This window comes from Streptomyces sp. NPDC002537 (assembly GCF_053594975.1).
Window position 1 is genome coordinate 1 of record NZ_JBSFWT010000081.1, and the last position, 22046, is coordinate 22046.

A 22046-nucleotide genomic window follows, 5' to 3' on the forward strand; every position below is an offset into this window, starting at 1 on the left:
ATCCGCAGGCTGACGATCTGGGGCAACCACTCCGCCACCCAGTACCCCGACATCTTCCACGCCGAGGTCGCGGGCAAGAACGCCGCCGAGACCGTCAACGACGAGCAGTGGCTGGCCGACACCTTCATCCCGACCGTCGCCAAGCGCGGCGCGGCGATCATCGAGGCCCGCGGCGCGTCCTCCGCCGCCTCCGCCGCCAACGCCGCCATCGACCACGTCCACACCTGGGTCAACGGCACCGCCGCCAGCGACTGGACCTCGATGGGCATCCCGTCGGACGGCTCCTACGGCGTGCCCGAGGGCATCATCTCCTCCTTCCCGGTCACCACGAAGGACGGCAAGTACGAGATCGTCCAGGGTCTGGACATCAACGAGTTCTCCCGCACCCGCATCGACGCCTCCGTGCAGGAGCTCATCGAGGAGCGCGACGCGGTGCGCGCCCTCGGCCTCATCTGATCGAGCCCGATCGAGCATGCCGATCGAGCCTGACAGAGGCTGACCGATCGGATTCGTACAGGCTTACCGACGTACGCCCGTACGCGTCGATTTCCGGCCCGCCATTCACCCCCGACCGGGGTCGATGGCGGGCCGTTCGGCTTATTCTGAGTTCTCCGAAAATCTGTCAACTCCCGTTAATTCGAGGGTGAGTTCGACGATCGGGGGACGTGTGACAACACCTGTTCGACAGGATTCCCGCACCGATGCCACGAGGCTGCTCTGTGCGGGGACATATCTGGACATCGAGTTCCGCCGGCGCGTGATCGAGGAACTGGTGGAGCACGAGGAGCGGCCGATAGCGCCGTCGCTCGGGGTCGATGTCGTGCCGGTGCTCGCGCACGCGTTGCGCGCCCGCAGACAGGACGCGCGGACGGCGCTGTTACTCCTCGCCCTCTGGGGCACTTTCATCGGCATCGAGGTGGGCGCCACCGACGAGGGCGTCCCGATCTGGGCCGGGCTGTACGCGCTGGTGAGCTTCTTCCAGTGGTCCGCCGCGGCTTCCGTGGGGCGCGGTTCGTCCGTGTACGTGGTCGACAAGCGCACCATGCGCGAGGCGATGAAGGGGAACGTGCGCTCGCTGGTCCCCGTCGTCCCGGCGGTGCTGGCGGTCGCCTACTGGCTGTACGCGCTCTACTCGCTCGTCACGGGCTCGGGCAACTGGGTCGGCGTCGTCCTCCCGCTGCTGCTGGTCCTCCCCGTGTGGGCGCACCGCACGCGGGTGGCGGACGTGATGCGCACCGAGCTGAGCCGCGAGGGGTTCCTCGTGGCGCCCAGGGCCGTGCCGACGACCTCGTACCACCAGCGGATCGCGCGGGCCGTCGACCGCGAGCAGTACGCGGGGCTGACCATCTACGACGCGGGCCGTCCCTTCATCGGCATGGGGAAGCCCTACGAGCCCTGGTCGTTCGCCCTGGAGCTCAAGCGGCGCGAGGACATCGGCGCACCGGCCGACGGGGCGGCGCCCTTCACCGGCCGTACGGTCGTGGACCTGGTCCGGCCCCGTCTGGAGGCGCTGCGGCAGAGCGCCGCCGAGACCAGCCGGGACCGGCTGAAGGACCTGGAGATCGAGGAGTTCGTCTATCTGCCGGTCGGCCCGCCGCGGCCCCGGCTCGACCTCGCGGACGCCACCGTGTCGCGGCACGTCGCCGAGTCGGTCGACGAGGGCGGCGAGGCCCGCCGCTACTTCCTGCGGGTGCGCATCGGCGCCTGGGACGAGCAGGTCGTGGTGACGATCCTGGTCAGGGTGCACACCCAGGGCGGGATGCTGGTGCTGGAGGTGGTGCCGCACGTCCTGACGCCCATCAGGCCGGAGTTCCGGGCGGTCGACGTGATCGCGGCGCGCGACGAGGACGACCTGCTGCGCGACGGCGTACGGGCGCTGCTGAGCGGGCCCGCCGCCGGATTCGCGGCCGCTGTCTCCACGGTCCGCGCGGGCGTCTCCGGTTTCCGCACCTGGCTGGCCGAACCGCAGCGCGCGCTGCCGGACGGCCCGGCGACCTCGGTGCGGGAACTGGGCGGCACACAGTCGGTGTCACTGTTCCAGGAGATGGACATCAGCCGCTATGTGAAGACGGTCCAGGACCGGATCGCGAGCGGCGTGCGGGAGGCCCTGCGTTCACAGGGCTTCGAGACCGATCAGTTCGAGAAGCAGATCGTGCAGATCAGCGAGGGCGGCGTCTTCATCGGCTCGATGAGCGGCGGCGCGGTCGCCGCGGGCGCCGGGGCGCAGGCCAAGAGCACCACGAAGAGCGGGGGATCATGACGGACCAGAGGGAACAGGACGCCGGCCGGGAGCACGGCCAGGCGCAGCGGCAGGGCGGTGGCGTCGCCATCGGCCGGATGACCGGTGGCGCGGTCGCGGCCGGCCGCAGGGCCCGCGCGGAGGACCGTTCGGAGCGCGTCGCCCGGCCCCCGGCCAGAGGGGACGGCTTAGCCCCCGTGCCGCAGCGGGTGCCCGGTGAAGGCGGCGTCGCGGTGGGGGAGTTGCAGGGCGGCGCGGTCGCCGCGGGCGACGGGGCCGAAGCCGTCGACGCCGCGCGCGAGCCGCTGCCCGTACCGGCGGCGCTGCTCACGGCGGTGCGCGCGCTGCGCGGCCAACTGCCGTTGCTCGTACGGTCGGAGGGCGACGGGCTCGACGTGGTCGACAGCGAGCTGGCGGAGCTGGAGGAGGAGGCCGAACGGACCGGCCGGGCGGACCGGGGCAGGCTGGAGCGGCTGCGGTCCCTGCTGAGCGGCGGGGCCCCGCTCGTCGCGGGTCTGGCGTCGGCGCTGGAGCTCGTCCACGCGATCAGCCAGCTGCTGGCGTGAGGGGGCGGGCACATGAGCCGCTGGGACGCGGATCTGCAGCAGTGGGTGGACGACGACCCGCCGCCCGGGGGAGGACGCTATCCGGGTGAGCCGGTCGAGTACGAACCGACCCGGCCGGACTACCCGTTGGGCCCGCCGGTGCCCGCGGACGACGTCCCGGCGGGGCCGTCGCACGCGGCGATCCTGGCCGGGGTGCTGGCGGGCGTGGTGCTCGCGGGCGGTCTCGGCTTCGGGATCTGGAAGGGCACCCAGGACGACAGCGGCGGCACTTCCGGGGGCGGCGGGCTGCCCTCCGTGACTGCCCCTGAGGTGCCCAGCCCGACGTACGGAGGGGCGACCGTCACGGGCGGCGGCAGCGGCGGCAGCGGCGGCAGCGGCGGCAGCGGCGTCGGCGGCGTCGGCGGCTCCTCGGACGAGCCGTCCTATGTGCCGACCACGCCGCCGGCCGAGCCAACCGCACCTCCGACCGACACCTCCGGGGGCGGCGGCTCGGGCGGTGCGCCCGCCGGGTATGTGCACACACGGGACCCCGAGGGCATCACGCTCGACGTGCCGCAGGGGTGGCAGCGCAGCTCGGACGGCACCAGCGTCTACTTCAAGGCGGCCGGCGGGGAGAGCTTCGTCCAGGTGTACCCGCTGCACGGCCCCGAGGCCACGCCGGAACAGGCGATCGTGGCGACCGAGGCCAACATGTCCAGCAACCCGGGCTACCGCAGGATCAAGATGGTCCGGCTCGGTGACGGCTCGGCGGAGCTGGAGTACACCTACACGCGCGACAACGGCACCCGGCACGTGATCCTGCACGACCTGGCCGCGGCCGACCACCAGCAGTACGCGCTGCTGGTGGCCGGGCCCGACGACAACTGGTCGGCGCACGAGAAGGTGTTCAGCGTGCTGCTGAACTCGTTCTGCCCGACCGGCTACTGCGCGGGCGGGGGGTGACGGAGGATCAGGCGTGCTCGGCGGCCTTGACCTGCGCGCGGAACTCCACTGCGTCGATGGACTCGGCCGCCGAGGGCGTCGTGGCCGGGACCGGCTTGTCGTAGTCCGAGAGCAGCGACGTGGTGGTCCTGCCGTCCTTGACGTCCACGATCTTCATCGGGTACGGCGTGCCTTCGGAGGCGACGTACATCGTCATCTGGCTGCCCTGGGCGGTCGTCCCCTTCAGCGTGACGACCGGCACCCCCTCGACCGTGGTCGGCGCGTCCTTGGTCAGCTTGTCCTTGGACGTGTCGTCCGCGAGGATCTTGGTCTCCATCGTGGGGAGCAGCTGACAGACCTTGGACGGCTTGGCCAGCATCGGGTCGTTGTCGCTGCCGGTGATGTAGCGGTCCTTGAGCACGCCCTGGGCGGCCGGTGCCTTCGACGCGCCGTACTTCTTCTCCATCATGGTGGAGTCGGGCTTCATCCAGACCTTGTTGTCGCGCTTGACGATGGTGTTGGTGCCCTCGTCCTTGTTGCTGACCTTGGCGTCGCAGTTGCCCTTGGTGTCCGAGAAAAGGTCCATCTGTATGCTTTTGTCGGTCTCGTTGTTGTCCTGCTTCAGGTGCAGCGACTTGGCCGCGCCGAGCGCCGACTGCGCCTTCCTGGATATCTCCTGGGCGGACAGGCCGTCGAGCCCGCCCTTCGCGGGCTTGGCCGAGGAGGCCGCCGGGGCGGGTGTCGCGTCGTGCTGAGGCTTGTCGCCGCCGCCGTCGTTGCCGCAGGCGGATATGCCGACCAGTGCGGCCGCGCATGCGACAGCCGTCATGGTCCCCCGTATTACGTGCGTGTTCTTCACCGGCCGACGCTAACCCGCCGCCTTACCCGCCAGTAGCGAGAAATGAGTGACTCGGGTCACTCTTAGGTAAAGAAGTGACATATGTTGTCGCTTTCTGGTTAGGCGCGTCCCGTTGCCGGCCGGAGAGGTCTCCGACCGGCAGCCGTATTCGCCCGGAGACCGGAAGGCAGAAAGACATGTCGTCAGTCGAGACCATCCACGTGGACGGGGTGTGGCGTGCCGCCGCGTCCGGCGCGCAGCGGGAGGTCCTCGACCCCGCCGACGCCACGACGCTCGCCATGGTCGCGGAGGGCGGCGCCGACGACACCGACGCCGCGGTGGCCGCCGCGCGCCGCGCCTTCGACACCGGCACCTGGCCGCGCACCCCCGTCGCCGAACGGGCCGCGCTGCTGCGCCGCGTGGCCGACCTCCTCCAGCGCGACCGCGAGACCATCGCGCTGACCGAGAGCCGCGACACCGGCAAGACCCTGGAGGAGGGCCGGATCGACGTCGACGACGTCACCAACTCCTTCCGCTACTTCGCCGACCTGGTGGTGGCCGAGGGCGCCGGGCGCGTCGTGGACGCGGGCTCCGACGAGGTCCACAGCGTCGTCGTGCACGAACCGGTCGGCGTCTGCGCGCTGATCACCCCCTGGAACTACCCGCTGCTCCAGGCCAGTTGGAAGATCGCCCCGGCGCTCGCCGCCGGCAACACCTTCGTCGTCAAGCCCAGCGAGGTCACCCCGCTGTCGACCGTGCACCTCGTCCGGCTGCTCGCCGAGGCCGGGCTGCCCGCGGGCGTCGCCAACCTGGTCACCGGCGCGGGCGACCCCGTGGGCGCCCGGCTGTCCGAGCACCCCGACGTCGACCTCGTCTCCTTCACCGGCGGACTCGCCAGCGGCGTCAAGGTCGCCCGGGCGGCCGCCCCGAGCGTGAAGAAGGTCGCCCTCGAACTCGGCGGCAAGAACCCCAACGTCGTCTTCGCCGACGCCTGCGCCACCGACGAGGACTTCGACACCGCCGTCGACCAGGCGCTCAACGCCGCCTTCATCCACAGCGGCCAGGTCTGCTCCGCCGGCTCCCGGCTCATCGTCGAGGAGTCCGTGCGCGACCGGTTCGTCGCCGAACTCGCCCGCCGCGCCGAGCGGATCAGGCTGGGCCGGGGCACCGAGAAGGGCGTCGAGTGCGGCCCGCTCGTCTCCGCGCAGCAGCTCGACAAGACCGAGGCGTACGTCGCCTCCGCGCTCGCCGAGGGCGCCGTGCTGCGCTGCGGCGGTGCCCGGCCCGAGCCGGGCGACGTCCGCCCCGCCACCGGCTACTTCTACGCGCCGACCGTCCTCGACCACTGCCACCGCGACATGACGGTCGTCCGCGAGGAGACCTTCGGGCCGATCCTGACCGTCGAGACCTTCCGCACCGAGGACGAGGCCGTCGCGCTCGCCAACGACACCGAGTACGGCCTCGCGGGCGCCGTCTGGACCCAGGACGCCGGGCGGGCCCGCCGCGTCGCCGGGCGGCTCCGCCACGGCACCGTATGGATCAACGACTACCACCCCTACCTGCCGCAGGCGGAGTGGGGCGGCTTCGGCAAGTCCGGCACGGGCCGCGAGCTCGGCCCCACGGGTCTGGCGGAGTACCGCGAGGCGAAGCACATTTATCAGAACCTCGCCCCCGAGCCGGTGCGCTGGTTCGCCGGCTGAGGCCGCCCGCAGGATCCGACGCGAAGAACCTTTCTGCCCCGAGGAGTACCCCCATGCCCCCCGCAGTCCAGAAGATCACCGCTGACTACGTCGTCGTCGGCGGCGGCACCGCAGGATCGGTGATCGCCTCCCGCCTCGCCGAGGACCCCACGACGTCCGTCGTCGTCATCGAGGGCGGCCCCACCGACATGGACCGGCCCGACGTGCTCACGCTGCGCCGCTGGCTCGGACTGCTCGGCGGCGACCTCGACTACGACTACCCGACGACCGAACAGCCGCGCGGCAACTCCCACATCCGGCACAGCCGGGCCCGGGTCCTCGGCGGCTGCTCCTCCCACAACACCCTGATCGCCTTCAAGCCGCTGCCCGGCGACTGGGACGAGTGGGTGGCCGCGGGCGCCGAGGGCTGGGACGCCGGCGCCATGGAGCCGTACTTCACCCGGCTGCGCAACAACATCGTCGCCGTGGACGAGAAGGACCGCAACGCCATCGCCCGCGACTTCGTGGAGGCCGCCCGGACCGCCATCGACGTGCCGCGCGTCGAGGGCTTCAACAAGCGGCCGTTCCACGAAGGCGTCGGCTTCTTCGACCTCGCCTACCACCCCGAGAACAACAAGCGCTCCTCCGCCTCCGTCGCCTACCTGCACCCGCACATCGAGGCCGGCGACCGCCCCAACCTCCGTATCCTGCTGGAGACCTGGGCGTACCGGCTGGAGCTCGACGGCACCCGCGCCACCGGGGTGCGCGTCCGCACCGAGGACGGCGAGGAACTCCTCGTCGAGGCGGGCCGCGAGGTCCTGCTGTGCGCGGGGGCCGTCGACACCCCGCGACTGCTGCTGCACTCCGGCATCGGCCCCAAGACAGACCTGGACGCGCTGGGCATCCCCGTCGTCCACGACCTGCCGGGCGTCGGCGAGAACCTTCTCGACCACCCCGAGTCGGTCATCGTGTGGGAGACGAACGGGCCGATCCCCGAGAACTCGGCGATGGACTCCGACGCGGGCCTCTTCGTCCGCCGCGACCCGGAGTCCGCGGGCCCGGACCTGATGTTCCACTTCTACCAGATCCCGTTCACCGACAACCCCGAACGCCTCGGCTACGAGAAGCCCGCGCACGGCGTGTCGATGACCCCCAACATCCCCAAGCCGCGCAGCCGCGGCCGCCTCCACCTCACCAGCGCCGACCCGTCCGTCAAACCCGCCCTCGACTTCCGCTACTTCACGGACGAGGACGACTACGACGGCCGCACCCTCGTCGACGGCATCCGCATCGCCCGCGAGATAGCCAAGCGGGAACCGCTCGCCGGCTGGCTCAAGCGCGAGGTCTGCCCCGGCCCGGAGATCACCTCGGACGAGGACATCAGCGAGTACGCGCGCAAGGTCGCGCACACCGTCTACCACCCGGCGGGCACCTGCCGCATGGGCGCCGCGACCGACGAACTCGCCGTGGTCGACCCGCAGTTGCGCATCCGAGGCCTCGACGGCATCCGCATCGCCGACGCCTCCGTCTTCCCGACGATGCCCGCCGTCAACCCGATGATCGGCGTCCTGATGGTGGGCGAGAGGTGCGCCGAGCTGTTGCTTGCGGCAGGCGCGCCGGATGGGGGTGACGCCTGATGGGCGACGACATAACCGCCGGCGCGGCGGCCGCTGCCGCGGCGGGTGAGCGGGACGCGACGGAGTCGCGTGCGGGTACCGCGGCCGTGCCGCGTGCGACGGACGGGCCTGCCGGCCGGGATGCCGTCGCCGTTCCGGCGGGTGAGCGGGTTGCGGCTGCGCCGCCTGCCGACGCTCGGGCCGCGTCCGGTACGGCTGATGGCGCTTCGCGTGCGACGGACCGTGGTGCGACGGAGCCGAGTGCGGGCGCCCAGGTCGCGTCGAGCGCTGCGGCGCCGCGTGCGGCGGACCGGCCTGTCGGCCGGGATGCTCGGCGCGCCGCGCAGGACGCTTACGCGCCGGGCGCTGCCGGTGCCGCCGTCACGGCGAGTGACTTCGTGTCGCGTGCGACGGATCGGGCTGCCGAGCGGGACGCGGTAGCGCCGCGTGCGGGCGCCGAGGCCGCGTCGGGCACGGCAGCCGCCGCGGCCGATGGCGCCTCGCGCCCGACGGGCCCGGTCGCCGATCAGGGCGATGCTCAGGACACCGCGCCGGGCGAACACAGATCGGCCACGGCCGGCGACCCCGTGCCGGGTGGGACGGATCCGGCCGGTGCTCGGAGTGCCGCGCTGGACGGATACCGCCCAGGTGCGGCCGACGCCGCTGTCGCGGCGGGTGGCCCCGTGCCGGGTGCGGCGGAGTCGTTTGGAGTGGGCCGGTCTGCCGGTCCGGATGGCATCGCCGTCCCGGCAGGTGAGAAGGTCGCGGCTGCGCCGCGTGACGGTGCTCGGGCCGCGGCGGAGGCGCGTGTGAACGCCCAGGGCGCGGACGGTGCCGCCGTCGTGGCGGGTGGCCCCGTGGCAGGCGGGGCGGACCCCGCCGTCGGTCAAGGTGGTGTTCAGTGTGCCGCGCCGGGCGGATGCGGGTCGGGTGCCCCCCTGCCGGCCGCGGCGGAGCCGCGCAGCGCACCCCCCGTGTTCTCCGTGCGGAACCTGTGGAAGGTGTTCGGGCCGAAGGCCACCCGCGTGCCCGGGAGTTCGCTCGCCGAGTTGTCGGCCGAGGACCTGCGCCGGGAGGCGAACTGCACCGTCGCCGTCCGCGACGTGTCCTTCGACGTCCGGCAGGGCGAGGTCTTCGTCGTCATGGGGCTGTCCGGCTCCGGCAAGTCCACGCTCGTCCGCTGTCTGACCCGGCTCATCGAGCCGACGTCCGGAACCATCGCCATCGACGGCGAGGACGTGTGCGGCATGGACGGCGGTGCCCTCCGTGAACTGCGCCGCCACCGGGCCGCCATGGTCTTCCAGCACTTCGGGCTGCTCCCGCACCGCACCGTCCTCGACAACGTCGCCTACGGCCTGGAGATCCAGGGCGTCGGCCGGGCCGAACGCCGGGCCAAGGCGGGCGAGATGGTGGAGAAGGTGGGCCTCGCCGGTCTGGAGGGGCGCCGTCCCACCCAGCTCTCCGGCGGCCAGCAGCAGCGCGTCGGCCTCGCCCGCGCGCTCGCCGCCGACCCCGAAGTCCTGCTCTTCGACGAGCCGTTCAGCGCCCTCGACCCGCTGATCCGCCGTGACATGCAGGAGGAGGTCGTCCGCCTGCACCGCGACGAGGGCCGCACGATGGTCTTCATCACCCACGACCTGTCCGAGGCGCTGCGCGTCGGCGACCGCATCGCGCTGATGCGCGCGGGCCGTGTCGTCCAGTGCGGTACGCCGGAGGAGATCGTGGGCTCCCCGGCCGACGACTACGTCCGCGACTTCGTCCGCGACGTGCCGCGCGAGCAGGTCCTCACGGTCCGCCGCGCGATGCGGCCCGCCCTCCCGGGCGAGGAGGCCGCGGGCCCCGCCCTCACCCCGGCGACGACGGTCGCCGACGCGATCGGGACCGTCGCCCGTACGGGCTCCGCGGCCCGCGTCGTGGACGACGGCCGCTGTCTGGGCATCGTGGACCACCGCAGCCTGCTCGGCGTGGTGGCCGGGCTGGACGGCGACGGGCGGGCGGCGGCATGACGGAGTACGCGTATCGCGCGGCCGTGCGCCCCGCCACCGCCACCCGCCCGGACGGGAGCCCCGCATGAGCGTCACGACCACCCCCGCCGACACGGCCCCCGACACCGCCGTGTCCGCACCGCCCGCCGCGCCCGCGGGCGGCGACACCGCTCCCGTCCGCCAGGACGAGCGCCCGCGCGCTCTCACCCGGAACCCCGCCGCCCGCAAACTCCTCGTGCTCGCCGTCGCGGCCGCCGTCCTGGTGCCCGTGGCGGCGGCCATGTGGGGCAGCGGCAGTTGGCCGCACGCGCTGACCGTCGACCTGAGCGGGCCGCTCGGCAGGGCCAACGACTGGATCATCGACAACCGCGACAGCCACTGGCTCTTCCTCTACTTCTTCGGCCACATCAGCGGCGCGATCATCGCCGCCGTGCACGCCGTCTACACGGTGCTGCTCGCCCTCGGCTGGGCCGGGGTGACCGCGGGGGCCACCCTGCTCGCCTGGCGGCTCGCGGGCACGCGGCCCGCCGTGACCGCCCTGCTGTCGTTCGCCGCGTGCGGCGCCCTCGGCATGTGGGTGCCGACGATGCGGACGCTCGCGCTGATGGTCGTCGCCGTCGCCGCGTCCGTCGCGGTGGGCGCGCTGCTGGGGCTCGTGGCGGGCGTGTCGGACCGTACGTTCCGCGCCCTGCGGCCCGTACTGGACACGATGCAGGCGCTGCCCGCCTTCGCGTACCTCATGCCCGTCGTCCTGGTCTTCGGCATCGGGGTGGCGCCCGCCGTCCTCGCGACGGTCGTCTACGCGGCCCCGCCGATGGCCCGGCTCACCGCGCTCGGGCTGCGCTCGACCGACAAGGGCGTCCTGGAGGCCGTCGAGTCGCTCGGCGCGACCGGCCGCCAGCGGCTGCTGACGGCACGCCTCCCCATGGCCCGCCGCGAACTGCTCCTCGGCGTCAACCAGACCATCATGATGGCCCTGTCCATGGCCGTCATCGCGTCCGTCATCGGCGCCGACGGCCTGGGCGACCGCGTCTACCAGGCGCTCTCCACGGTGGACGTGGGCAGCGCCCTGGCGGCGGGCATCCCGATCGTCCTCCTGGCGATCGTGATGGACCGGTCCGTGGGCAGCCGTCCCGCGGACCGGAACCCCTCGTGGAGCCGCACCCGCACGGCGACGGTATGGGCCACCGGCGCCCTGGTCGTCGCGGCGGCGGCCGTGGCCGGACGGCTGGCCGACTCCCGGACCTGGCCCGACAGCTGGACCGTCGCCGTCGCCGGGCCCGTCAACACCGCCAAGGACTGGATGGTCGACCACCTCTACACCGGCCTGCCGGGCATCGGCGGCACCGCCGACTGGTCCGCCCACTACACCGGCTGGGTCCTCGACCCGCTGCGCGACGGCCTCCAGGCCGTCCCCTGGTGGGGCGCCCTGCTGATCGTCGCCGCCCTCGCGTGGCTCATCGGCACCTGGCGCACCGCCCTGACGGCGGTCCTGGCGCTCGCCGCGATCGGCGTGCTCGGGCGCTGGGAGATGTCCCTGGACACCCTCTCCCAGGTGCTGGCGGCGGTGGCCGTGACGCTCGTGCTCGGGTTCGCGATCGCCGTGCCCGTCGCGCGCAGCGAGCGCGTGGAGCGGCTGCTGCGTCCGGTCCTGGACGTCTGCCAGACGATGCCCCAGTTCGTGTACCTGATCCCCGTCGTCGCCCTGTTCGGCGTCGGCCGGGCCCCGGCCGCGGCGGCCGCGATCGTCTACGCGCTGCCCGCCGTCGTCCGCATCGCGGGCCAGGGCCTGCGGCAGGTCAACCCGGGGGCCCTGGAGTCCGCGCGGTCGCTGGGCGCGACCGGCGGGCAGCAGCTGCGCCAGGTGCAGTTCCCGCTGGCCCGGCCCGAGTTGCTGCTGGCCGTCAACCAGGCCGTGGTGCTGGTGCTGTCCGTCGTCATCATCGGCGGCCTCGTCGGCGGCGGCGCGCTCGGCTACGAGGTGGTGTTCGGTCTCGCCCAGGGCGACCTGGCCACGGGGCTCGTCGCCGGTGCGGCGATCGTCTGCCTGGGGCTGATGCTCGACCGGGTCACCCAGCCCACGAAGGGAGCGAGTGATGGCGCTTAAGCGAAGCAAGTGGATCGTGGCTGCGAGCGCCCTCGGGCTGCTCGCCGTCACCGGCTGCGGCGCGGCCGACATGACCAGGCAGTCGTCCCCGTACGCCGCCGCGCAGGGCACGAAGACCGTCACCCTGTCCGTGCAGTCGTGGGTGGGCGCGCGCGCCAACGCGGCCGTCGCGACGTACCTGTTGGAGCACGAGCTGGGCTACCGCGTCGACACCGTACAGGTCGACGAGGTGCCCGCCTGGGACGCGCTCAGCCAGGGCCGCGTCGACGCGATCCTGGAGGACTGGGGCCACCCGGCGCAGGAGAAGCGGTACGTCGAGGACAAGAAGACGATCGCGCCCGGCGGCGACCTCGGGGTCACCGGACACATCGGCTGGTTCGTGCCCAAGTACTTCGCCGACGCCCACCCGGACGTCCTGGACTGGAAGAACCTCAACAAGTACGCCTCCCAGCTGCGCACGTCCGAGAGCGGCGGCAAGGGCCAGCTGCTCGACGGCTCCCCGTCGTACGTCACCAACGACAAGGCGCTGGTGAAGAACCTCGGCCTGGACTACCAGGTGGTGTTCGCCGGTTCCGAGGCGGCGCAGATCACCCAGATCAAGCAGTTCGCCAAGGACCGGAAGCCGTTCCTCACCTACTGGTACGAGCCGCAGTGGCTCTTCAACGAGGTGCCGATGGTGGAGGTGAAGCTGCCCGGGTACACGTCCGCGTGCGCGGAGAAGGGGGCGGCGGACCCGGCCACAGTGGACTGCGCCTATCCGACGACGCCGTTGAAGAAGTTCTTCAACGCGGAGTTCACGCGCAAGGGCGGCAAGGCGGCCCGCTTCCTCCACAACTTCCGCTGGACCAAGGACGACCAGAACGAGGTCTCCCAGCTGATGGCGGAGGACAAGCTCTCCGCCGACGAGGCGGCGAAGAAGTGGGTCCAGGCGCACCCGGACGTCTGGAAGAAGTGGCTGCCCTGAGGCGGTAGGGAGAAGGGGGTGACCGTACCGGCTCCGGTACGGTCACCCCGCCGTCGGCAGCACCCGCAGCAGCGCCTCCAGCGCCCCCGCGAACGCGTGGTCGGGCGGCGTCCCGTACCCCACCACCAGGCCCTCCGCCCCTGTCGAAGTCCCTTGGCGGAAGCGGGACAGGCCCTCCAGGGCCAGCCCCTCCCACGCGGCGGACTGCACCGTGGAGCGTTCCGTGCCGGGCGGCAGGGAGAGCACGGCGTGCAGGCCCGCCGCGATACCGGTCACCCGGATGTGCGGGGCGTGCTCCGCCAGCGCCGACACCAGCTGGTCCCGGCGCCGCCGGTACCGCAGCCGCATCGCCCGTACGTGCCGGTCGTACGCCCCGCTGGTGATCAGCTCCGCCAGCGTGAGCTGGTCGAGCGCCCCCGAACTCCACTCGCCCGCCTGCTTCAGCTTCACCACGTCGCCCACCAGATGCTCCGGCAGCACCATCCAGGAGAGCCGCAGTCCGGGCGCGAGGGATTTGCTCGCCGTGCCGCAGTAGACGACGCGTTCGGGGTTGAGGCCCTGGAGACAGCCGACGGGCTGGCGGTCGTAGCGGAATTCGCCGTCGTAGTCGTCCTCCAGGATCAGCGCGCCGTTGCGCACCGCCCAGTCGACGACCGCCGTACGCCGGTCGGCGTGCAGGGGGACGCCCGTCGGGAACTGGTGCGCGGGGGTGAGCAGGACCGCCCGCGTGTTCCTGCTGCCCTCCAACTCCTCGACACGCGCCCCGAATTGATCGATGGTCAGCGCGGAGGTGCGCAGCCCGTACCGGGCGAGGGCGTCGCGGTGGAACCAGAGCCCGTACTCCTCGACGGCCAGCTCGCGCGTCCCGCGCTCCCGCAGCACCCGGCTCAGCAGGGCCAGCCCCTGGGTGAAGCCCGCGCACACCACGATGCGCTCCGGGTCCGCGTGCACGCCGCGGGCCCGGGACAGATAGTCCGCGAGAGCGGTCCGCAGCTCGACGCGGCCGCGCTCGTCGACGTGGCCGAACGCCTCGTGCGGGGCCGCGGCCAGCGCCCGGCGCGCCGCAGTCAGCCAGGCGGCGCGGGGGAAGGCGGAGACGTCGGCGGTGCCGCCGCGCAGGTCGTACGTGGGACGGGGGGCGGTACGGGGCAGCGCGGTACGGCGCTCGGGCGCCCGGGGCGCCGCCCTCCGGGCCACCCGGGTGCCCGAGCCCTGCCGGGCGGTGAGCCAGCCCTCGGCGACGAGCTCGCCGTACGCGTCGGCGACGGTGTTCCGGGCCAGCCCGAGATCGACGGCCAGGGAACGGGAGGGAGGCAGCCGGGTACCGGGGGCGAGCCTGCCCGTACGGACGGCGTCGCGCAGGGCGCGGATGAGGGACGCGCGGACGCCGCCGGGCCCGGACAGGTCCAGATGCAGATCGGCACCCGAAGCGCTGCCCTTGCCGTCCTCGCCGCCCTCGCCGTCCTTCGGAATGGCCCACGTTTTCTCCATGGAAATGGACCATACCTGTGGGCTAAAGCGGCCCTAGTGTTGTACCCATGACGAACGACACGACGAACGACACGACGCACAGCCACGGCCCCCGGATGTTCCTCCACCAGCTGGCCCCCGAGGTCAACAAGGCGATGTACGCGCTGCACAAGGCGGCCACGAAGGACCTCGACCCGTCCCTCGTCGAGCTCGTCCAGATCCGCTCCTCGCAGCTCAACCACTGCGCGTTCTGCCTCGACATGCACACGAAGGACGCACGGAAGGCGGGCGAGACCGAGGAGCGCATCTACCTCCTCAACGCCTGGCGGGAGGCCGGCGACTTCTACACCGGCAAGGAGCGGGCCGCCCTCGCCCTCACCGAGGCCGTCACCCTCATCACGGGCGGTGTGCCGGACGAGGTCTACGACGAGGCCGCCCGCCACTTCGGCGACGAGGAGCTGGCCCGCCTGATCTCCCTGATCGTCACCATCAACTCCTGGAACCGGATCGCGGTCAGCACCCGACTGGCACCGGGCGCGTACGAGGTCCGCTGATGACGGCCGCGTCGTTCCGGGCCCTCCACCACGCGGCGGGCCCGGAACGGCCCCTCGTCCTCCCCGGGCCCTGGGACGCGGCCAGCGCCCGCGCCTTCGCCGACGCGGGCTTCCCGGCCCTGGCCACGCCGAGCGCGGGGGTCTCGGCGTCGCTGGGGTGGGCGGACGGCGAGGCCCCGCCGGAGGAGATGTTCGCGGCGGTCGCCCGGATCGCACGGGCCGTCGACGTCCCCGTGTCCGCCGACCTGGAGGACGGCTACGGCCTCGCACCCCGCGAACTCGTCGACCGCCTCCTGGAGACCGGCGCGGTCGGCTGCAACCTGGAGGACACGGACCGCGTCACCGGCCGCCTCAAGGACCCGCACGAACAGGCGGCTTGGCTGGCGGGGATACGGGCCGCGGCGGGCGACGCGCTCGTCCTGAACGCGCGCGTCGACGTCTTTCTGAAGGGCCGCGAGCCGGACGTGGCGGCAGCGGTGGAGCGGGCCCGGCTGTACGCGGCCGCCGGTGCGGACTGCGTCTTCCCGATCCTGGCGCCACCGGCCCTGCTGACGCGGATCGCCGCGGGCGCCGGGGTCCCCGTCAACGCGCTCGCCCTCCCCGACGGACCGTCCGCGCGTGAGCTGGGGCGGCTGGGGGCGACCCGGGTGACGTTCGGCGGCGGGCTCCACCGCCGGGCGATCGCGGAGGTCCACGCGATGGCGGGACGGCTGGGGGAGTCGGTCCGGTAGCGCGCCACCGGCCACCGACGGCCCGCAGCGGGATGACCGCGCTTCCGGCGGAGCGCTGGCCCAGGCCGGTGCGGAGTCCGTGGCCACGGCTGCCCGTCGGGGCGCGGACCCGCCGCGCGGGGCTCCGCCCCGGACCCTGGCCCCCGGCCCCGGATCGCAGACCCCGGATCACGGCCCCCGGCCCTCGGACCGCAGCCCCCGCCCCCGGACCCCGGATCACGGATCACGGACCCCGGATCACGGCCCCCGGACCGCAGACCGCGGACTCCGGATCACGGATTCCGGCCCCCGGGCCGCAGACCCCGGCCCGCAGACCGCAGACCGCAGACCCCTGCCCCCTGGCCCCGGACTCCGGCCCCCGGCCCTCGGACCGCAGCCCCCGCCCCCGGACTCCGGATCACGGCCCCCGGCCCCCGGACCGCCTTCCGCGTCGGCTGTCGCCGCGCCCCGTCGAGGCCCCCGGGTCACTCCTCGGTGACCTCGCCGAACCGCGCCAGCGTCAGCGCCCCCGCCACCGCCAGCGCGAACCCCGCCACCGCCAGCGGCGCGAACCCCGGTCGGGTCCGGTCGCCCAGCCAGGCCACGCCCGCCAGTGCCGGGCCCAGGGTCTCGCCGATCACCATGCCCGCCGTGGCCGCCGTCACCGAGCCGCGCTGGAGGGCCGACGTCAGCAGCAGGAAGGCCGCGCCGCCGCCCACCAGCAGGGCGTACGCCGCCGGGTTGGTGAGCACCGCGGCGGGGGACAGGTCGTCGACGAGCCGGACGGCGACCTCCACCACGCCGAAGCCGATGCCCGCGCCCAGGCCCAGCGCCGCCGCCCGCGCCCGCCCCGGCAGCCGCCCGGCCACGGCGCCCAGCCCCAGCACGCCGGCCGCCACCGCGAGCGTGCCCACCCGCAGCGCCGTGGAACCCGTACGGGTGCCCTCCGCACCCGAGGCCAGCCCGAGCAGCGCCAGCCCCCCGCACACCACGCACACCGCGCCCCACTCCGGGCCGCTGAGCCGTACGCCCAGCACCCGGGAAGCCACCACGGCCGTCACGGCGAGGCTCGCGGCGAGGGCGGCGCCCACGGCGTAGATGGGCAGCGAGCGCAGCGCGACCAGCTCCAGCAGGAAGCCCAGGCCGTCGAGCGCCAGCCCCGCCAGATAGCGCCACTGCCGCAACACCCGCAGCAGCAGCACCGGATCCACCCCCGACCCGCTGCCGGGCGCCGAGGCCCGCGCGGCGACTGCCTGGAGGACGGACGCGGTGCCGAAGCAGACCGCCGAACCGAGCGCGCAGATCATCCCTAGAAGCACGCCCCGAACTGTAGGCGGCCCGGCCGCGCGGCACAGGACTTCCCCCTTCAGCGTGAACGCCGCAGCCGGAACACGCGGAATAATCGGCACATGGCATCAACGCCCAGCGTCTCCGAGCTCCGCCGTGCCAAGTACGCCCGGCGACTGCCGGCCGACCTGTCGGAACTCGTGGGCCCGGCCCACGGCGCCCTCGGCCTGCCCCTTCACCTGGCGTGGTCCGGGCTGACCCGGTTCGATCTCGACCGGCCTCGGCTGCGGATGAGCTGCTACCGGATCGTTCTGGCCGAAGGTCTGCACGACGACTTGGCGCGGTACCTCAACCGGGACCTGCTCATCGGCATGTGGCCCGTACTGCGCACACTGGTCAACCGCGACCTCCGCGATGTCTGGGAGAGCGCCTTCGACGAACTCGCTCCCGGAGAGCAGGCCGTTGCGTGAACCTCACCGCGTTGCACCGTCGGCTGCTCACCGACGTACTCGCCGTGGGCGACGCGTATCCGCTCGCGCTCACCGGCGGCTATGCGGTACAGGCGCACGGTCTGGTGGATCGGCTCAGCCGTGACTTGGACGTCGCCACGGAGAACCCGGACCGGATGGAGAGCATCGCGGCCGTCGTACGCGCCGGCCTGGAACAGCGCGGTTGGCATGTACGGGCTCTGGAGACCGACCCGCTGTCCGCACGGCTGATCGTCACCGATTCCGGCAGCGGGGAGGAATGCGAGGTCGACATCCTCAAGGAGGTGCTCTGGCGTCCTCCTGTGCGGACTCCGCACGGCCTGGTGCTGTCCCTTGAGGACGTGGTCGGCACCAAGGTCCGTGCGTTGGCCGACCGGGGACTCGCCCGGGACCTGATCGACGTCCAGGCGGCCGCGGACCGCTGGAGCCCCCGCGAACTGGAGGAGCTCGGACGCCGCCACGCCCGCGACACCTTCGACCTCACCGACCTTCAGGCGAGGCTCGCCGGAGCGGACTGGATCGACGACACCGAGTTTGCCGCGTACGGCCTCGGCGACGTCACGATCGCCGAACTGCGCCGGTGGGCACAGACGTGGGCCGATGACATCGCGGAACGGCTCCTCGAGCTCGAGGCGGAAGGCGAGACCTGAACCTGGTGGTTCCGCAGGTCGCCGCCGACCGCCCGGCACATGAAAGGTCCTGCCGTCTGCAGGATTTCGGGCACTCGGCACCGGAAGACCCGGGTGGCCTCCGGCGGCACGGAGATCACCTGCATCACCCGGGCGCGGGCGGGTGCCCACCGGGACAGCCTGCTGCTGCCGAAGCTGCCGCGCAGCTCGCGGATCACCTCGGTCACGGCGCACTGCCTGCTGCGCCCGGTCGCCGGGACGGCGGGCCGGCGGGCCGGCCGGGCCGCACGGCCGCGCTGACCCGCGAGCAGACCGAGCGCCGTCACGCTTGGCGACGCCGACCGGTGGCTGCTGTCCGCCCTGGCCGGGGACGGCCGGGCCGCCGTCCCGGAGCTCGCCGCGGCCACCGGCTGGTCCGAGTCGACCGTCCGACGGCGGCTCGCGGAGCTGCGGGACAGCGGCGCGCTGTCCTTCGACGTGGAGATCGACCCGGCGCTGTACGGCTTCGCGTTCGAGGCCGTGCTGTGGCTGGACGTCGCCCCCGCCGCGCCGGCCGGGCACCCCGAGGTCGCGTATGCCGCCGCCGTGACCGGCCCGAGCACGATGGCGATCGTGCTCTGCCGCGACGCCGACGCCTTCTACGACTACCTCGCCGGCCGCATCGGCGCCCTCCCCGGCGTGCTTGGCGCCGGGGAGGGCGCCCGTGACCCGGCACATCAAGCGCTCCGGACCCACCCCGCCGCGCCCCGTCAGAGGCGCGGGGAACCGCGCGCTCAGCCACGCACAACCCGCGGTCGCCGTACCGCACCAGCAGATGCGGCGATCAGGCGCCCGCCCGGCCCGCCGCTCAGGTGCCGAGTACTGCCCGCAGCTGGTCCAGCCCCCAGTCCAGGTCCTCCTTGCTGATCACCAGGGGCGGGGCGATGCGGATGGTGGAGCCGTGGGTGTCCTTGACCAGGACGCCGCGTTCCATCAGCGCCTCCGAGATCTCCCGGCCGGTGCCCTTCGCGGGCGAGATGTCGACGCCCGCCCACAGGCCCCTGCCGCGCACGGCCTCCACCGCGCCGCCGCCGACCATCAGCCCGAGTTCGTGGTGGAGGTGCTCGCCGAGCTCCGTCGCCCGCTGCTGGAACTCGCCCGACCTGAGCATCGCGACGACCTCCAGCGCCACCGCGCACGCCAGCGGATTGCCGCCGAACGTCGACCCGTGCTCGCCGGGGCGGTAGACGCCGAGCACCTCGCGGGAGGCCACCACGGCGGACACCGGCACCACCCCGCCGCCGAGCGCCTTGCCCAGCACGTACACGTCGGGCACCACGCCCTCGTGGTCGCACGCGAAGGTCCGGCCCGTGCGCCCCAGACCCGACTGGATCTCGTCCGCGATGAACAGCACCCCGCGCTCGGCGGTCAGCCGCCGCACGCCCGGCAGATAACCGGCGGGCGGCACCAGCACCCCGGCCTCGCCCTGGATGGGCTCCAGCAGCACGGCCACCGTGTTCTCGTCGAGGGCCGCCTCCAGCGCCGCCAGGTCGCCGTACGGGACGATCTCGAACCCGGGGGTGTACGGGCCGAAGTCCGCGCGGGCCTCCTCGTCCGTGGAGAAGCTGATGATCGTGGTCGTCCGGCCGTGGAAGTTGTTCGCGGCGACCACGATCTTCGCCCGGCCGTCCGGCACGCCCTTGACGCGGTAGCCCCACTTGCGGGCGGTCTTGACGGCCGTTTCGACCGCCTCCGCGCCGGTGTTCATCGGCAGCACCATGTCCTTGCCGCACAGCGCGGCGAGTTCGGCGCAGAATTCGCCGAAACGGTCGTGGTGGAAGGCGCGTGAGGTGAGCGTCACCCGATCGAGCTGCGCCTTCGCCGCGTTGATCAGCCGGCGGTTGCCGTGGCCGAAGTTGAGCGCCGAGTACCCGGCCAGCATGTCGAGATAGCGCCGTCCCTCGACGTCCGTCATCCACGCGCCCTCCGCATAGGCGACGACGACCGGCAACGGATGGTAGTTGTGCGCGCTGTGGGCCTCGGCGGCCGCGATGCTGCGTTCCGTGGAAGTCACCCTGTGCTCCGTTCCGCGTGCGGGGCTCTTGGCCCAATTTCTACACCCGTTCCGGCGCCGTGGAACGGCTTGATCCGCGGTTCTCCGGGCCCGGCACCGGCACCGCGGCGACGGCCCGGGTTGCACACCTGAGAGAATGTGCCCATGGCCCTCGATCGTCCGCGCGCTCTCTCCGGTATCCAGCCCACCGCAGGCTCGTTCCACCTCGGGAACTACCTCGGTGCCGTCCGGCAGTACGTGGCGCTGCAAGAGACCCACGACGCCTACTACATGGTCGTCGACCTGCACGCGATCACCGTTCCGCAGGACCCCAAGGAGCTGCGCGCGAACACCCGCAGCGCCGCGGCCCAGCTGCTGGCCGCCGGGCTCGACCCGGAGCGCTGCACCCTCTTCGTGCAGAGCCATGTGCCCGAGCACGCCCAACTGGCCTGGCTGATGAACTGCCTCACCGGCTTCGGCGAGGCGTCCCGCATGACGCAGTTCAAGGACAAGTCGGCCAAGCAGGGCGCCGGTCAGACCACGGTGGGCCTGTTCACCTACCCGATCCTCCAGGTCGCGGACATCCTGCTCTACCAGGCGAACGCGGTTCCGGTGGGTGAGGACCAGCGTCAGCACGTCGAGCTCACCCGTGATCTCGCCGAGCGCTTCAACGCCCGTTTCGGTGACACCTTCACCGTGCCCGCCGCGCACATCGTCCGCGAGACGGCGAAGATCTACGACCTGCAGGACCCGCACGCCAAGATGAGCAAGTCGGCGTCCACCCCCAAGGGCCTGATCAACCTGCTGGACGACCCCAAGGTCTCCGCGAAGAAGATCAAGAGCGCCGTCACCGACACCGACACGGTGATCCGCTTCGACGCCGAGAACAAGCCGGGCGTCAGCAACCTGCTGACCATCTACGCCACGCTCACCGGCACGGGAATCCCGGAACTTGAGCAGAAGTACGAGGGCAAGGGCTACGGTGCGCTCAAGACCGACCTCGCCGAGGTCATGGTGGAGTGGGTGACCCCGTTCCGTGCCCGTACGCAGGAATATCTCGACGACCCCGAGACGCTGGACGCGATCCTCGCCAAGGGCGCCGAGAAGGCCCGTACGGTCGCGGGTGAGACCTTGGCGCAGGCGTACGACAAGATGGGCTTCCTGCCCGCGAAGCACTGACCGTACCGACCAGTACGGGCACTGACCGAGCGCCGACAGCACCGACGGCCGCCCGTGCGCCAGGGACCATGGGCCCCGGGCGCACGGGACCAGGGAACCTGGCCCGGAGGCGGCCCAGCCGTCACACTGGCCACGGGGACACACAGGCGCACAGGAGGGAGAACGCAATGGGGACCGTAACGCTCGGCGTTTCGATCGCGGTCCCGGAGCCGTACGGCAGCTTCCTCCAGAAGCGCCGAGAGGGCTTCGGGGACCCGCACGCGCACGGCATCCCCACGCACGTCACCCTGCTGCCGCCCACCGAGGTCGACGCCTCGTCCCTGCCCGCGATCGAGCGGCACCTCGCCGAGGTCGCGGCCCTGGGGCAGCCGTTCCGGATGCGCCTGTCCGGCACCGGCACCTTCCGGCCGCTGTCGCCCGTCGTCTACGTCAACGTGGTCGAGGGCTCCGCCTCCTGCGCCTGGCTCCAGAAGCGCATCCGGGACGCCTCCGGGCCGGTCGCCCGCGAGCTCCAGTTCCCGTACCACCCGCATGTGACCGTCGCCCACGGGATCGCCGAGGAGGCGATGGACCGGGCGTACGCCGAGCTGGCCGACTTCGAGGCCGCCTGGACGATCACCGGCTTCGCCCTGTACGAGCAGGGCACGGACGCCGTCTGGCGGCTGGAGCGGGAGTATCCGTTCGGGGGGGCGGGCGCGGAGAGCGCGGTGCCCCGCCAGACGGACGTCTCCAGGCCCCCCGCGGCCTCCCGCTGACCCCTGCGGGGAGCGTTCGCACCGGCC

Annotated in this window: 20 protein-coding genes and 1 pseudogene; 17 read left to right on the plus strand and 4 right to left on the minus strand. The window is 72.9% G+C overall.

The features are described from left to right. The 4 genes and pseudogenes from ACWD4A_RS28235 to ACWD4A_RS28250 all read left to right on the plus strand — a co-directional run. Positions 1-456 (plus strand): annotated as a pseudogene (locus ACWD4A_RS28235) (malate dehydrogenase); the annotation flags it as partial. Positions 457-667: 211 nt separating this feature from the next. Then, positions 668-2260, plus strand: coding sequence for a hypothetical protein (locus tag ACWD4A_RS28240; RefSeq protein WP_451198222.1), 1593 nt, complete (start codon positions 668-670; stop codon positions 2258-2260). After that, positions 2257-2805, plus strand: a complete 549-nt coding sequence (locus tag ACWD4A_RS28245; protein ID WP_451198224.1) for a hypothetical protein — start codon at positions 2257-2259, stop codon at positions 2803-2805. The genes ACWD4A_RS28240 and ACWD4A_RS28245 overlap by 4 nt, the downstream gene beginning before the upstream one ends. A 12-nt stretch (positions 2806-2817) precedes the next feature. Further along, positions 2818-3747 (plus strand): hypothetical protein, encoded by a 930-nt coding sequence (locus ACWD4A_RS28250; protein ID WP_451198225.1) that lies wholly within the window; start codon positions 2818-2820, stop codon positions 3745-3747. Between the two features lie 7 nt (positions 3748-3754). Here ACWD4A_RS28250 and ACWD4A_RS28255 read toward each other — a convergent pair whose 3' ends face one another. Continuing rightward, positions 3755-4555 carry a hypothetical protein gene (locus ACWD4A_RS28255; RefSeq protein ID WP_451198227.1) on the minus strand — a complete coding sequence of 267 codons (801 nt, stop codon included), beginning with the start codon at positions 4553-4555 and terminating at the stop codon, positions 3755-3757. 206 nt (positions 4556-4761) lie between these two features. On the opposite strand from ACWD4A_RS28255, the gene ACWD4A_RS28260 reads away from it, so the two are divergent. The 5 genes from ACWD4A_RS28260 (at position 4762) to ACWD4A_RS28280 (ending at position 12915) form a co-directional block, all read left to right on the plus strand. Next, complete coding sequence (locus ACWD4A_RS28260) at positions 4762-6264, plus strand: aldehyde dehydrogenase family protein (protein WP_451198228.1); 1503 nt, start codon at positions 4762-4764, stop codon at positions 6262-6264. Between the two features lie 53 nt (positions 6265-6317). Next, positions 6318-7880, plus strand: coding sequence for a GMC family oxidoreductase (locus ACWD4A_RS28265; protein ID WP_451198230.1), 1563 nt, complete (start codon positions 6318-6320; stop codon positions 7878-7880). A gap of 917 nt (positions 7881-8797) precedes the next feature. After that, positions 8798-9865, plus strand: a complete 1068-nt coding sequence (locus ACWD4A_RS28270; protein WP_451198261.1) for a quaternary amine ABC transporter ATP-binding protein — start codon at positions 8798-8800, stop codon at positions 9863-9865. A gap of 64 nt (positions 9866-9929) precedes the next feature. Continuing rightward, on the plus strand, positions 9930-11951 hold the full coding sequence (locus ACWD4A_RS28275) for an ABC transporter permease (RefSeq protein ID WP_451198231.1): 2022 nt from the start codon (positions 9930-9932) through the stop codon (positions 11949-11951). After that, positions 11941-12915: an ABC transporter substrate-binding protein gene (locus ACWD4A_RS28280; protein ID WP_451198232.1), complete on the plus strand. Its 975-nt coding sequence runs from the start codon at positions 11941-11943 to the stop codon at positions 12913-12915. The genes ACWD4A_RS28275 and ACWD4A_RS28280 overlap by 11 nt, the downstream gene beginning before the upstream one ends. A gap of 42 nt (positions 12916-12957) precedes the next feature. Here ACWD4A_RS28280 and pdxR read toward each other — a convergent pair whose 3' ends face one another. Further along, positions 12958-14406, minus strand: coding sequence for a MocR-like pyridoxine biosynthesis transcription factor PdxR (gene pdxR / locus ACWD4A_RS28285; protein ID WP_451198234.1), 1449 nt, complete (start codon positions 14404-14406; stop codon positions 12958-12960). 47 nt (positions 14407-14453) lie between these two features. Here pdxR and ACWD4A_RS28290 point away from each other — a divergent pair, with 47 nt between their 5' ends. Then, the gene (locus tag ACWD4A_RS28290) at positions 14454-14939 is read left to right on the plus strand and encodes a carboxymuconolactone decarboxylase family protein (protein WP_451198236.1); all 486 of its coding nucleotides are present in this window, start codon (positions 14454-14456) and stop codon (positions 14937-14939) included. Beyond that, positions 14939-15670 carry an isocitrate lyase/PEP mutase family protein gene (locus ACWD4A_RS28295; protein WP_451198237.1) on the plus strand — a complete coding sequence of 244 codons (732 nt, stop codon included), beginning with the start codon at positions 14939-14941 and terminating at the stop codon, positions 15668-15670. The genes ACWD4A_RS28290 and ACWD4A_RS28295 overlap by 1 nt, the downstream gene beginning before the upstream one ends. A gap of 464 nt (positions 15671-16134) precedes the next feature. Here ACWD4A_RS28295 and ACWD4A_RS28300 read toward each other — a convergent pair whose 3' ends face one another. Then, positions 16135-16956: a hypothetical protein gene (locus tag ACWD4A_RS28300; protein ID WP_451198262.1), complete on the minus strand. Its 822-nt coding sequence runs from the start codon at positions 16954-16956 to the stop codon at positions 16135-16137. Between the two features lie 102 nt (positions 16957-17058). Here ACWD4A_RS28300 and ACWD4A_RS28305 point away from each other — a divergent pair, with 102 nt between their 5' ends. The 4 genes from ACWD4A_RS28305 to ACWD4A_RS28320 all read left to right on the plus strand — a co-directional run bounded on the left by ACWD4A_RS28305 (position 17059) and on the right by ACWD4A_RS28320 (position 18959). Continuing rightward, the gene (locus ACWD4A_RS28305; RefSeq protein WP_451198239.1) at positions 17059-17406 is read left to right on the plus strand and encodes a transcriptional regulator; all 348 of its coding nucleotides are present in this window, start codon (positions 17059-17061) and stop codon (positions 17404-17406) included. Beyond that, positions 17403-18074, plus strand: coding sequence for a nucleotidyl transferase AbiEii/AbiGii toxin family protein (locus ACWD4A_RS28310; protein WP_451198240.1), 672 nt, complete (start codon positions 17403-17405; stop codon positions 18072-18074). The genes ACWD4A_RS28305 and ACWD4A_RS28310 overlap by 4 nt, the downstream gene beginning before the upstream one ends. Positions 18075-18167: 93 nt before the next feature. Continuing rightward, complete coding sequence (locus tag ACWD4A_RS28315) at positions 18168-18353, plus strand: hypothetical protein (RefSeq protein ID WP_451198241.1); 186 nt, start codon at positions 18168-18170, stop codon at positions 18351-18353. 51 nt (positions 18354-18404) lie between these two features. Next, positions 18405-18959: an Lrp/AsnC family transcriptional regulator gene (locus tag ACWD4A_RS28320; RefSeq protein WP_451198263.1), complete on the plus strand. Its 555-nt coding sequence runs from the start codon at positions 18405-18407 to the stop codon at positions 18957-18959. Here ACWD4A_RS28320 and rocD read toward each other — a convergent pair. After that, on the minus strand, positions 18901-20106 hold the full coding sequence (rocD, locus tag ACWD4A_RS28325; RefSeq protein ID WP_451198242.1) for an ornithine--oxo-acid transaminase: 1206 nt from the start codon (positions 20104-20106) through the stop codon (positions 18901-18903). The genes ACWD4A_RS28320 and rocD overlap by 59 nt on opposite strands. 144 nt (positions 20107-20250) lie before the next feature. On the opposite strand from rocD, the gene trpS reads away from it, so the two are divergent. After that, a complete protein-coding gene (trpS, locus tag ACWD4A_RS28330) occupies positions 20251-21264 on the plus strand; it encodes a tryptophan--tRNA ligase (RefSeq protein ID WP_451198243.1) in 1014 nt (337 codons plus the stop codon). Positions 21265-21431: 167 nt separating this feature from the next. After that, the gene (locus tag ACWD4A_RS28335; protein ID WP_451198244.1) at positions 21432-22019 is read left to right on the plus strand and encodes a 2'-5' RNA ligase family protein; all 588 of its coding nucleotides are present in this window, start codon (positions 21432-21434) and stop codon (positions 22017-22019) included. Positions 22020-22046: the final 27 nt, after the last annotated feature.

Bases quoted from the DNA above. Each gene is read 5' to 3' on its own strand.
- ACWD4A_RS28245 (WP_451198224.1), top strand. From the start codon at position 2,257: ATGACGGACCAGAGGGAACAGGACGCCGGCCGGGAGCACGGCCAGGCG.
- ACWD4A_RS28250 (WP_451198225.1), top strand. From the start codon at position 2,818: ATGAGCCGCTGGGACGCGGATCTGCAGCAGTGGGTGGACGACGACCCG.
- ACWD4A_RS28255 (WP_451198227.1), bottom strand. From the start codon at position 4,555: ATGACGGCTGTCGCATGCGCGGCCGCACTGGTCGGCATATCCGCCTGC.
- ACWD4A_RS28260 (WP_451198228.1), top strand. From the start codon at position 4,762: ATGTCGTCAGTCGAGACCATCCACGTGGACGGGGTGTGGCGTGCCGCC.
- ACWD4A_RS28265 (WP_451198230.1), top strand. From the start codon at position 6,318: ATGCCCCCCGCAGTCCAGAAGATCACCGCTGACTACGTCGTCGTCGGC.
- ACWD4A_RS28275 (WP_451198231.1), top strand. From the start codon at position 9,930: ATGAGCGTCACGACCACCCCCGCCGACACGGCCCCCGACACCGCCGTG.
- ACWD4A_RS28280 (WP_451198232.1), top strand. From the start codon at position 11,941: ATGGCGCTTAAGCGAAGCAAGTGGATCGTGGCTGCGAGCGCCCTCGGG.
- pdxR (WP_451198234.1), bottom strand. From the start codon at position 14,406: ATGGAGAAAACGTGGGCCATTCCGAAGGACGGCGAGGGCGGCGAGGAC.
- ACWD4A_RS28290 (WP_451198236.1), top strand. From the start codon at position 14,454: ATGACGAACGACACGACGAACGACACGACGCACAGCCACGGCCCCCGG.
- ACWD4A_RS28295 (WP_451198237.1), top strand. From the start codon at position 14,939: ATGACGGCCGCGTCGTTCCGGGCCCTCCACCACGCGGCGGGCCCGGAA.
- ACWD4A_RS28300 (WP_451198262.1), bottom strand. From the start codon at position 16,956: ATGATCTGCGCGCTCGGTTCGGCGGTCTGCTTCGGCACCGCGTCCGTC.
- ACWD4A_RS28305 (WP_451198239.1), top strand. From the start codon at position 17,059: ATGGCATCAACGCCCAGCGTCTCCGAGCTCCGCCGTGCCAAGTACGCC.
- trpS (WP_451198243.1), top strand. From the start codon at position 20,251: ATGGCCCTCGATCGTCCGCGCGCTCTCTCCGGTATCCAGCCCACCGCA.
- ACWD4A_RS28335 (WP_451198244.1), top strand. From the start codon at position 21,432: ATGGGGACCGTAACGCTCGGCGTTTCGATCGCGGTCCCGGAGCCGTAC.